The following is a 10,866-nucleotide window of genomic DNA, read 5'->3' on the forward strand; positions in this document are numbered from 1 at the left end:
GCCCCGCAAAGGGTGCCGCGCTTTTTTCGTATCGAACGGGCGCCGGCCGCGCGTCAGAACGAGTGTTCCGGGCCCGGGAACGTGCCGTCCTTCACCGCGCTCACGAACGCCTCGACGGCCGCCTGTATGTTCGGCTGGCCCTGCATGAAGTCCTTCACGAAACGCGGGCGCTTGCCGGGGAAAATGCCGAGCATGTCGTGCAGCACCAGCACCTGGCCCGAGCATTCGAGGCCCGCGCCGATACCGATCGTCGGGATCTTCAGCATGTGCGTGACTTCGGACGCGACGAGCGTCGGCACCGCTTCGAGCACCACGAGCTGCGCGCCCGCGTCCTCGACCGCGCGCGCATCGCGCAGCAGCTGCGCGGCGCCGGCTTCCGTGCGGCCCTGCACCTTGAAGCCGCCGAACGCGTGAACCGACTGCGGCGTGAGGCCGAGGTGCGCGCATACCGGCACCGAGCGTTCGACGAGGAAGCGGATCGTGTCGGCGAGCCATTCGCCGCCTTCGAGCTTGACCATCTGCGCGCCGGCGCGCATCAGCGTGACCGCGTTTGCGAACGCCTCTGCCGGCGTGCCGTACGTGCCGAACGGCAGATCGGCAACGACGAGCGCGCGCGGCTGCGCACGCGCGACGCATGCGGTGTGGTACGCGATGTCGTCGATCGACACGGGGAGCGTGGTGGTGTGGCCCTGCAGCACGTTGCCGAGCGAGTCGCCGATCAGCAGCACGTCGGTGCCGGCGCGATCGAGCAGCGCGGAAAAGCTCGCGTCGTAGCAGGTGAGCATCGCGATCTTCTCGCCGGCTTCGCGCATTGCCTGCAGCTTGGGCACAGTGACGGCAGGCCGGCTCGATTCCTGGAGATAGGTCATGGGAAATCCGGTTCGATTGGGAGGGACGACAGGCGAGGACGCGTCAGCGCGTCGTTTCGCCCTTGACGAAGAATTCCTTGCGGCCGCGCATCGTGTCGATGCGCTCGATCAGCAGCGCGAGGTCTTCGGGGGAATCTTGCGGGTTCAGGTGTTCGGCTGCGACCGTGAGCACCGGCGTGCGGTCGTAGTGATAGAAGAATTCGTTGTACGCATCGACGAGCGAGCGCAGGTACGCATCGCTGATCTGCAGCTCCATCGGCAGCCCGCGCTTCTGGATGCGCGAGAACAGCACTTCGGGGCTCGCCTGCAGGTAGACGACGAGATCGGGCGCGGGGGCCTGCGGGACGTCGAGGTGCGTCGCGATCGACCGGTACAACTGCCATTCGTCTTCCGGCAGGTTCAGCCGCGCGAAGATGTCGTTCTTCTGCGGCATGAAATCGGCGACGACGGGCCGTCCCGTATCGAGTGCGCCGATCAGTTCGCGCGCCTGCTGCGCGCGCTGCAGCGCGAACGACAGCTGCGCGGGCAGCGCGTAGCGCGCGGTGTCGCGATAGAAGCGTTCGAGGAACGGGTTGTCCTGCGGGCGCTCGAGCAGCGTCTGCATCGACCAGCGCTCGGCGAAGAGGCGCGCGAGCGTCGTCTTGCCGACGCCGATCGGCCCTTCGATCACCAGATAGCGATGCGGGGCGCGCAGGTCGGGCGCAGTGACGGTCAGCGGAGTGATGTTCATCGGCAGCGGTTCTTGTCGGCGTCAGCGCCGGCGGCAAGGGCCTTCTGCATCAGGCACTGACAGGTCTGCACCTTCTCGACGCGCTGATCCGCGACGGAGGCGAGGTACGCATCGGCGCGGCCGCGTGCCGGGATGTCGAGCGCGGGCTCGATCTCGACGAGCGGCACGAGCGCGAATGCGCGATCGGTGAGGCGCGGATGCGGGACGATCAGGTCTGGTTCGTCGATCGAATCGGAGCCGAACAGCAGGATATCCAGGTCGAGCGTGCGTGGCGCGTTGCGATACGGGCGCTCGCGCCCGAAGTGATGCTCGATCTTCTGGCAGAGCGCGAGCAACTCACGGGCCGACAGCGTCGTATCGAGCTTGACGACGCAATTGTAGTAATCGTCGCCGCCCGCTTCGAAGGGCGCCGTGCGATACAGGCTCGATTTGCCGAGGATCGAGATGGTGCGCTGCTGCGCGAGGCACACCACCGCGTCCTTCAGGGTCTGGCGCGCATCGCCGAGATTCGCCCCCAGTCCGATATATGCAACCGTCATGGCATCACTTCCTACGTCGTTCGCCGGCGAGCGCGTCAGTCGTCGGAACCGCCCGCGGTGTCCGGCGCCTGCTCGGCGGCGCCTTCGCCCGGCTTGCGGTTTCGCGCACCGCCGCGGCGGCGCCGCTTGCGGGGCGATTTTTCCTTCGAGCCGCCCTGCGTGAGGAGTGCCTCGCGCGCGGCCGCGTCGCCTTCGATGAAATCCGTCCACCACTGTCCGACTTCCGCATCGAGCTCGCCGGATTCGCAGCGTAACAGGAGGAAATCATACCCCGCTCTAAACCTTTGGTGTTCCAGCAGCCGCATCGCGCTGCGGCCCGAGCGTTTTTCGAGGCGCAGCTGCAGGCCCCAGATCTCGCGCATGTCGGCCGAGTAGCGCTTGTGGATCGCGAGTTTCTCGGTCTGCATGTCGATCACGTCGTCCATCGCGCGATGGAGCGCCGGCACCGGGAATTCGCCTTCCGCCGAGTATTGCTCGAAGCGCTGGCGCATGTCGTGCCACAGCAGCGTCGCGAACAGGAAGCCCGGCGACACCGTCTTGCCGGCGCGCACGCGCGCGTCGGTGTTGTTCAGCGCGAGCGTGATGAACTTCTCGCCCTGCGGTTGTTCGAGCACGACGTCGAGGAGCGGCAGCAGCCCATGGTGCAGGCCTTCCTTGCGCAGCTGCTTCAGGCATGCGAGCGCGTGGCCCGACAGCAGCAGCTTCAGCATTTCGTCGAACAGGCGCGCGGCCGGCACGTTGTTGATCAGGTCGGCGAGCGCGTTGATCGGCTCGCGCGTGTGCGGCTCGATCTCGAAGCCGAGCTTCGCCGCGAAACGCACGACGCGCAGCATCCGCACCGGATCCTCGCGATAGCGCGTGGCCGGGTCGCCGATCATCCGCAGCAGACGGGCGCGCATGTCGGCCATCCCGTCGTGGTAGTCGAGCACCGTCTGCGTCGACGGGTCGTAATACATCGCGTTGATCGTGAAGTCGCGGCGCGCGGCGTCTTCGTGCTGTTCGCCCCACACGTTGTCGCGCAGCACGCGGCCGCTGGCGTCCACCGCATGCGTGCGGCGATCGAGCTCGTCGCGCTTCAGGCGCTTCGGCGGCTCGGCCGCGGCGGCTTCGGGCGGGGCGTCGACCAGTGCGCGGAACGTCGACACCTCGATCAGTTCCTGGCCGAATTGCACGTGGACGATCTGGAAGCGGCGGCCGATCAGGCGCGCGCGGCGGAACAGGCGCTGCACCTCGGTCGGCGTCGCGTCGGTCGCGACGTCGAAGTCCTTCGGTGCGATGCCGAGCAGCAGGTCACGCACCGCGCCACCGACGATGAACGCGCGAAAGCCCGCCTGCTGCAGCGTGTCGGTCACGCGTACGGCATTGCGCGAGATCAGCGACGGATCGATCTGATGCACGCTGGCCGGCACGACGGTCGGTTCGTGATTGCTGCGCGGCTTCCTGGCGGCGCCGCCGCGGCTACCCTTCGCGGGGCGCTGGGCAGGGGCCGTGTCGGCGGCGGGCGCCTCGACGGGCGACGTTTGTTCGGCGCCGTCCTGGCCGAGCAGCTTGCGAATGAATTTTTTGATCACGACGTTCAGAAGAGATCGAGGATGCGCCAGCCGCGGTCGCTTGCATGCGCACGCAGCGTGTCGTCGGGGTTGGTCGCGATCGGGTCGGTGACTTTCTCGAGCAACGGGATGTCGTTGTGCGAGTCGCTGTAGAAGTAGCTGTGTTCGAAGTCGTCCCAGTGCTTGCCGAGCGACGCGAGCCACGCTTCGGTGCGCACGATCTTGCCTTCGCGATAGCTCGGCGTGCCGGTCGGCCGGCCCGTGTACGGCGAGTCGGGGTGCCCGTCGGTCGTTTCGACCTCGCACGCGATCAGCGTGTCGACGCCGAACGCGGTCGCGATCGGACGCGTGATGAACTCGTTGGTCGCCGTCACGACGCAGCACAGGTCGCCGGCATCGATGTGCTTGCGCACGAGTTCGAGCGCGGCGGGCGTCATCGCGGGGCGGATCACCTCGTGCATGTACTGCTCGTGCCATTCGGCGAGCTGCGCGCGCGAATACTTCGCGAGCGGCGTGAGCATCGCGCACAGGTAAGCATGGATGTCGAGCTTGCCGGCCTTGTAGTCGGCGAAGAACTGATCGTTCTGACGCGAGAAGCTTTCCGCGTCGACGATGCCGAGCTTCACCATGAAGCGGCCCCATTCGTGGTCGCTATCGGTCGGGATCAGCGTGTGATCGAGGTCAAAGAGTGCCAGATTAGTCATGGATGCGCATTTTACTCGAAGCGGTTCGGGCCTGTGCCCGGTGGTGCGATGTCGTCGCCGGGGCGAGCCAGCATCCGGCGCAGCAGCGGCAGCGTGACGGCGCGCTTCTGCTCGAGCGAGAAGCGGTCGAGCGCGTCGAGCAGCGCCATCAGGCTGGGCATGTCGCGGCGGAAATGGGTCAGGAGGTAGGCGGCGATGTCGTCGGTGAGCGCGATCCCGCGCTCCTTCGCCGCGAGCTTCAGCACGGCGATCTTGCCGGCGTCGGACGGCGGCGACAGGTGAAACACGAGCCCCCAGCCGAGGCGCGTGCGCAGATCCTCGCGCACGTCGAGCGCGAGCGGTGCCGTGGGGCCCGCCGCGACGAATGCGCTCGACGGGTGCGCGCGGACCTCGTTGAACAGGTTGAACAGCGCGACCTGCTGCGTGTCGCTCATCCGGTCGCAGTCGTCGATCGCATAGATGCCGATGCGCGGGTCGAACGTGAACGCGCCGAGCGGGCTCTGCGGCGTCAGGTAGCGCGCGTAGCCGTACGACGCGTCGCTCACGAGCGCCTGCAGCAGGTGGGTGCGGCCGCTGCCGGGCTCGCCCCAGATATAGAACGACCGGTCCGGCACGGGCCCCGCCGCGAGCGCGAGGTCGAGCTTCTGGAGCCGCGAGATGAGCTCGTCGTTCTCCTCATTCATGATGAAGTTGTCGAACGTGGCGGGCGGCGGCGTGCCGAGATCGAGCGTCAGTTGACGGGACACAACAGTCACAATGCGGGTCGGTTGATGAAACGCGCGCCGTACGCCGGGCACGCGCGGGGGGCTGCTCCGGTGCCTGCACACGCGGCCGCACGCACGGCGGCGCGCGGGTTTCGGCGCGGCTCGCGTAGCGATGAAAACGGGGACGTGTCGACCAAGATGCAATCCCTGACGATTCGGTGCTGGGAATTCCGGCCAACGGGCCGGCTTCGGGTAAAATCGCATTTTACCGACCTTCTTGCATTCCCCCATGAATCCTCCGAAATCCGCTCCCGACGCTCAGGGTCTGTCCTACCGCGACGCAGGCGTCGACATCGACGCGGGCGACGCGCTCATCGACAAGATCAAGCCTTTTGCGAAGAAAACCCTGCGCGACGGCGTGCTCGGCGGCATCGGCGGGTTCGGCGCGCTGTTCGAAGTGCCGAAGAAGTACAAGGAGCCCGTGCTCGTGTCGGGCACCGACGGCGTGGGCACCAAGCTCAAGCTGGCCTTTCATCTGAACAAACACGACACCGTCGGCCAGGATCTGGTGGCGATGAGCGTGAACGACATCCTCGTGCAGGGTGCCGAGCCGCTGTTCTTCCTCGACTACTTCGCGTGCGGCAAGCTCGACGTCGACACGGCCGCAACGGTCGTCAAGGGCATCGCGCACGGCTGCGAACTGTCGGGCTGCGCGCTGATCGGCGGCGAGACTGCCGAAATGCCGGGCATGTACCCGGACGGCGAATACGACCTGGCCGGTTTCGCGGTCGGCGCGGTCGAGAAGAGCAAGATCATCGACGGCAGCACGATCGCCGAAGGCGACGTGGTGCTCGGCCTTGCCTCGAGCGGCATCCACTCGAACGGCTTCTCGCTCGTGCGCAAGATCATCGAGCGCGCGAACCCCGACCTGTCGGCCGATTTCCACGGCCGCTCGCTGGCCGACACGCTGATGGCGCCCACGCGCATCTACGTGAAGCCGCTGCTCGCGCTGATGCAGAAGCTGTCGGTGAAGGGCATGGCCCACATCACCGGTGGCGGCCTCGTCGAGAACATTCCGCGCGTGCTGCGCGAAGGCCTCACGGCCGAGCTCGACCAGAACGCATGGCCGCTGCCGCCGCTGTTCAAGTGGCTGCAGGAGCACGGCGGCGTCGCCGACGCGGAAATGCACCGCGTGTTCAACTGCGGGATCGGGATGGCCGTGATCGTCGCGGCGGCCGATGCCGACGCGGCCATCGCCGACCTGACGGCTGCCGGCGAACAGGTGTGGAAGATCGGCACCGTGCGTGCGAGCCGCGAAGGCGAGGCGCAGACGGTCGTGGTCTGACGCGCCGCACGCAAGATGCAGCAAGGAAAGCCGCCCGGAGTCGATCCGGGCGGCTTTTTTTCTGGCGTGGCCTCGCGTATCGGCGGGCCGCCGAAGGAGCAACGACGATGACCGAAGACGAACGCGCGATTCGCGATCTGGTGGAAACCTGGTTCGTGTCGAGCCGGCGCGGCGATCTGGCGACCGTGCTCGACCTGATCGCCGACGACGCGATTTTCATGGTGGCCGGCAAGCCGCCGTTCGACAAGGCGGCGTTCGCGGCCGCATCGCGCGACGCGAATGCCGCGGCGGCCGACGGTCCGAAAATGGACGGCCGTTACCGGATCGACGAACTGCGCGTGATGGGCGACTGGGCGTACATGCGCAATTTCATCGAGATCGACGTGACGCCGCCGGGCGGTGACACCGTGCGCCGCTCCGGCCATACGCTGACGATCTTCCGCAAGTCGGATGGCCGATGGCAGCTCGCGCGGGACGCGAATCTCGTGATGCTCGCGCACTGAGCGCTGCTGGGGCACCGCGCGCGAGCAAGGTCGATGCGCGCCGATCCGGCCCCGTTAGCGATCCTCGATGCGGCCGTCCAGCACGCGCTCGAGCGCGTCGACCGCGCGGTCGGTCGAATCCGGCGCGACGCAGTCGACGACGATCCGCTCGGGCATCGCGCGCAGCCACGTGATCTGTCGTTTGCACAGCTGGCGCGTCGCGAAGATGCCTTTGTCGCGCATGGTCCGGTAATCGGTGTCGCCGTCGAGGAATTCCCATGCCTGCCGGTAACCGACGCAGCGCATCGACGGCAGGCCGAGATGCAGATCCTCGCGGCGGCGCAGCCGTTCGACTTCGTCGATGAAGCCGGCGTCGAGCATCGCGTCGAAACGTTGTGCGATGCGCGCGTGCAGCACCGCGCGGTCCGACGGCTCGAGCGCCACCGGCACGAAGCGGTACGCGGCGGCTGCATCGTCCGCGCGACGCGGCGCGGCGAGCAGCGCCGACATTGGTTGCCCGCTCAGCAGGAACACTTCGAGCGCGCGCTGGATCCGCTGCGAATCGTTCGGGGCGAGCCTCGCGGCCGTCGCGGGGTCGACCTGCGCGAGCCGCGCATGGAGTGCCGGCCAGCCGTCGCGCGCGGCGTCGGCATCGAGCTCCGCGCGCACGGCCGGATCGGCGGTCGGCAGATCGTTGAGGCCCTGCGTCAGCGCCTTGTAGTACAGCATCGTGCCGCCCGCGAGCAGCGGCGTGCGGCCGCGCGCGGCGATCTCGCCGATCACGCGCAGCGCGTCCGCGCGGAATTCGGCCGCCGAATAGGCGTCGGCCGGGTCGATGATGTCGATCAGGTGGTGTGGCACGCTCGCGCGCTCGTCGCGCGTCGGTTTCGCGGTGCCGATATCCATGTCGCGGTAGACGAGCGCCGAATCGACGCTGACGATCTCGATCGGACGGCGCGCGGCAAGCGCCAGCGCCGCGGCCGTCTTGCCCGATGCGGTGGGGCCGAGCAGGCAGGCGATCGTCGTTGGGCGGGACTGCTGTGAAGCGCTCATTGGCCGCGCATGAAGAGACGGTCGAGATCGTTCAGCGTGAGCTGATACCACGTCGGCCGGCCGTGATTGCACTGGTCCGCGCGTTCGGTCGCTTCCATCTGGCGCAGCAGCGCGTTCATCTCGTCGAGCGTCAGGCGCCGGTTCGCGCGCACCGCGTGGTGACACGCGAGCGTGCCGAGCAGCTCGTGCTGGCGCTCGGTGAGCACGCGCGAGCCGCCGAACGCGTGCAGGTCGGCGAGCACCGCGCGCGCGAGCGACTGCAAGTCGGCGTCCTTCAGCAGCGCGGGCACCGCGCGGATCGCGAGCGTCGTCGGCGACAGCACCGCGAGATCGAAGCCGAGCGATTCGAGCGTGTCGCGTTCTTCCTCGACCGTGCCGATCTCGACCGGCGTCGCCGTCATCGATATCGGCAGCAGCAGCGATTGCACCGCGACCGTGCGGTCGGCGAGCGCGTTCTTGAACTGTTCGTAGAGGATCCGTTCGTGCGCGGCGTGCATGTCGACGATCACGAGGCCGTGCGCGTTCTGCGCGAGCACGTAAATCCCGTGGATCTGGCCGAGCGCGAAGCCGAGCGGCTGCTCGTCGTGTACGGCGGCGCCAAGCGACGACGCGGCGAAGCCCGGCAGCGGCACGACTGGCGCAATGGCCGCGTCGGCCGAGTCGCGCGCGACGATCGTCGTGCCGTCCGGTGTGCCCGCACCCGTGTCCTTGCGGCCGAACAGCGCATCGTAGAGCGCGAGCGGTTGCGCGACCGGCAGCGTGCCCTGCGTCATGCGCGCCTGGCGCATCCACGTGTTGCCCGACGACGACGATGACGGCGGCGACGAGAAGCCGCTACCGCCCGTGCCGGTGGCCGCGCCCTGGCCGAGCGGCGTATTCAGGAACGACGCGGGGCCGCTCGGCGCCGGCGAGAGCTGCGCGGCATGGCCGCCCGCCGTGGTTTCCGGCGACGCGCCCGCGTGGCGCGCGAGTGCGCGCTGTACCGCGTGGAACACGTACTGGTGGATCGAGCGCGAATCGCGGAACCGCACCTCGATCTTCGACGGATGCACGTTGACGTCGACGGCTTCCGGCGGCAGGTCGAGGAACAGCACGTACGACGGGTAGCGATCGCCGTGGAGGACGTCCTCGTACGCCGCGCGCACCGCGTGCGTGAGGAGCTTGTCGCGCACGAAGCGGCCGTTGACGAAGAAGTATTGCTGGTCGGCGCGGCCGCGGCTCGCGGTCGGAAGGCCCGCGCAGCCGTAGACGGCGAGCGGCCCGGCCTGCTCGTCGAGCGGCAGGTGCGCGGTGGCGAAGCCGTCGCCGAGAATCTTCGCGACCCGCAGTGCGGGCTCGGTCGCGTTCCAGTGCTCGACGGCCTTGCCGTTGTGCAGCACCGAGATCGCGACGTCCGGCCGCGCGAGCGCCGCGCGGCGGATCATTTCGAGGCAGTGGCCGAATTCGGTCTGCTCGCTTTTCAGGAACTTGCGGCGCGCGGGCGTGTTGAAGTACAGCTCGCGCACCTCGATCGTCGTGCCGACCGCGCCGGCGGCCGGCGACAGCGCGCCCGTAGTCGCGTCGATCTTCGTCGCGTGCGCGACGTCGGCCGTGCGGCTCGTGATCGACATTTCGGCGACCGACGCGATCGACGCGAGGGCTTCGCCGCGAAACCCCAGCGTCGCGACCGCCTCGAGCTCCTCGAGCGAGCGGATCTTGCTCGTCGCGTGACGCATCAGCGCGAGCGGCAGTTCGGCGGGCGGGATTCCGCAGCCGTCGTCGGTGATCGAGATGCGCTTGACGCCGCCTTCATCGAGCACGATGCGCAGCGTCGTCGCGCCGGCGTCCATCGCGTTTTCGAGCAGTTCCTTGACGACCGACGCCGGGCGTTCGACGACCTCGCCGGCAGCGATCTGGCTGATCAGCTGGTCGGGCAGGGGCTGGATCGCGCGCAGCGGGCGCGGAGCGGGGGCGGGCGTGGCGCCCGCGGCCGTTTCGGTGATTTCGGACATGGCCGAATTATAGCGAGGCGGCGTGGGCGTGCCGGGCCGCGGCCGGTTACGTTTTTTCACGGAGCCTTAAGGTAGTTTCGGTATGATGGCTGCGTTCCGTGCGCCGCCTTGTCCGGCGGGCACTTCCGCTTTTTCGGCCGTTCCGGCCCTTTCGCCTTCGAGGAATCGCATTTGGATACGCTGCTTCATTTCGTCAACCTGGTCCTGCATATCGACGCGTTCCTCGGCGACTTCATCCGGCAGTACGGTGCGTGGGTGTATCTGGTGCTGTTCCTGATCGTGTTCTGCGAGACGGGGCTCGTCGTGCTGCCGTTCCTGCCGGGCGATTCGCTGCTGTTCATCGGCGGCGCGTTCGCGGCGACGGGCGACATGAACGTCGGCGCGCTGATCGTGCTGCTACTGGTCGCGGCGATTGCCGGCAATACCGTGAACTACCTGATCGGCCGCTGGATCGGGCCGAAGGTATTCAATACGCATATTCCGGTGCTCGAGCGCTTCCTCGATCGCGCGGCGCTGCAGAAGACCCACACGTTCTACGAGAAGCACGGCGGCAAGACGATCGTGCTCGCGCGCTTCATCCCGGTCGTGCGCACGTTCGCGCCGTTCGTCGCCGGCGCGTCGTCGATGAGCGTCGCGCGCTTCCAGCTGTTCAACGTGATCGGCGCGCTGGTCTGGGTGCTGCTGCTGGTGCTGCTCGGCTACTTCTTCGGCAATATTCCGTTCATTCGCCAGTATCTGAACGTGATCGTGCTGGCGGGGATTGGTGCGGCGATCGTGCCGGTTGCGCTGGGCGCGCTGTGGAAGCTGGCGCGCGGGCGGCGATCGGGCGGTACGCCGAACGCGGGCGGCCACTGAGCCGGTCGTTTTCGCTTCGGCGCAGTAAAAAAGCGTGGCGGCTG

At 67.9% G+C, this 10,866-nt stretch carries 11 protein-coding genes; 3 read left to right on the top strand and 8 right to left on the bottom strand.

Going from position 1 to position 10,866, the window contains the following annotated elements; all coding sequences use genetic code 11:
- Positions 1-53: 53 nt before the first annotated feature.
- From panB to hda, 6 genes are read right to left on the bottom strand one after another with little or no spacing between them, the layout of a single operon-like run.
- The gene (gene panB, locus ACV22W_RS33065) at positions 54-869 is read right to left on the bottom strand and encodes a 3-methyl-2-oxobutanoate hydroxymethyltransferase (RefSeq protein WP_448023734.1); all 816 of its coding nucleotides are present in this window, start codon (positions 867-869) and stop codon (positions 54-56) included.
- Positions 870-912: 43 nt separating this feature from the next.
- Positions 913-1,599, bottom strand: coding sequence for a deoxynucleoside kinase (locus ACV22W_RS33070; RefSeq protein WP_059465459.1), 687 nt, complete (start codon positions 1,597-1,599; stop codon positions 913-915).
- A complete protein-coding gene (gene folK, locus ACV22W_RS33075) occupies positions 1,596-2,138 on the bottom strand; it encodes a 2-amino-4-hydroxy-6-hydroxymethyldihydropteridine diphosphokinase (protein WP_059465460.1) in 543 nt (180 codons plus the stop codon). Before folK ends, ACV22W_RS33070 begins: the two co-directional genes overlap by 4 nt.
- Before the next feature lie 35 nt (positions 2,139-2,173).
- Entirely contained in the window at positions 2,174-3,709 is a 1,536-nt protein-coding gene (pcnB, locus tag ACV22W_RS33080) for a polynucleotide adenylyltransferase PcnB (RefSeq protein WP_175909141.1), read from the bottom strand.
- A gap of 5 nt (positions 3,710-3,714) precedes the next feature.
- Positions 3,715-4,392 carry a histidinol-phosphatase gene (locus ACV22W_RS33085; RefSeq protein ID WP_059535426.1) on the bottom strand — a complete coding sequence of 226 codons (678 nt, stop codon included), beginning with the start codon at positions 4,390-4,392 and terminating at the stop codon, positions 3,715-3,717.
- Between the two features lie 11 nt (positions 4,393-4,403).
- Entirely contained in the window at positions 4,404-5,138 is a 735-nt protein-coding gene (gene hda, locus ACV22W_RS33090; protein WP_448023736.1) for a DnaA regulatory inactivator Hda, read from the bottom strand.
- A gap of 247 nt (positions 5,139-5,385) precedes the next feature.
- Between hda and purM the strand changes: the two genes are divergently transcribed.
- Both purM and ACV22W_RS33100 read left to right on the top strand, forming a co-directional pair.
- On the top strand, positions 5,386-6,441 hold the full coding sequence (purM, locus tag ACV22W_RS33095; RefSeq protein ID WP_059451336.1) for a phosphoribosylformylglycinamidine cyclo-ligase: 1,056 nt from the start codon (positions 5,386-5,388) through the stop codon (positions 6,439-6,441).
- A gap of 107 nt (positions 6,442-6,548) precedes the next feature.
- A complete protein-coding gene (locus tag ACV22W_RS33100; RefSeq protein ID WP_448023738.1) occupies positions 6,549-6,944 on the top strand; it encodes a YybH family protein in 396 nt (131 codons plus the stop codon).
- Between the two features lie 54 nt (positions 6,945-6,998).
- On the opposite strand, the gene miaA is transcribed toward ACV22W_RS33100, so the two are convergent.
- Together miaA and mutL are read right to left on the bottom strand one after the other, a co-directional pair.
- A complete protein-coding gene (miaA, locus tag ACV22W_RS33105; protein WP_448023740.1) occupies positions 6,999-7,976 on the bottom strand; it encodes a tRNA (adenosine(37)-N6)-dimethylallyltransferase MiaA in 978 nt (325 codons plus the stop codon).
- Positions 7,973-9,967 (bottom strand): DNA mismatch repair endonuclease MutL, encoded by a 1,995-nt coding sequence (gene mutL, locus ACV22W_RS33110; protein WP_448023741.1) that lies wholly within the window; start codon positions 9,965-9,967, stop codon positions 7,973-7,975. The genes miaA and mutL overlap by 4 nt, the downstream gene beginning before the upstream one ends.
- Positions 9,968-10,138: 171 nt before the next feature.
- Here mutL and ACV22W_RS33115 point away from each other — a divergent pair, with 171 nt between their 5' ends.
- Positions 10,139-10,822 (top strand): DedA family protein, encoded by a 684-nt coding sequence (locus ACV22W_RS33115; protein ID WP_448023743.1) that lies wholly within the window; start codon positions 10,139-10,141, stop codon positions 10,820-10,822.
- Positions 10,823-10,866: the final 44 nt, after the last annotated feature.

Source organism: Burkholderia sp. AW49-1 (assembly GCF_053427845.1).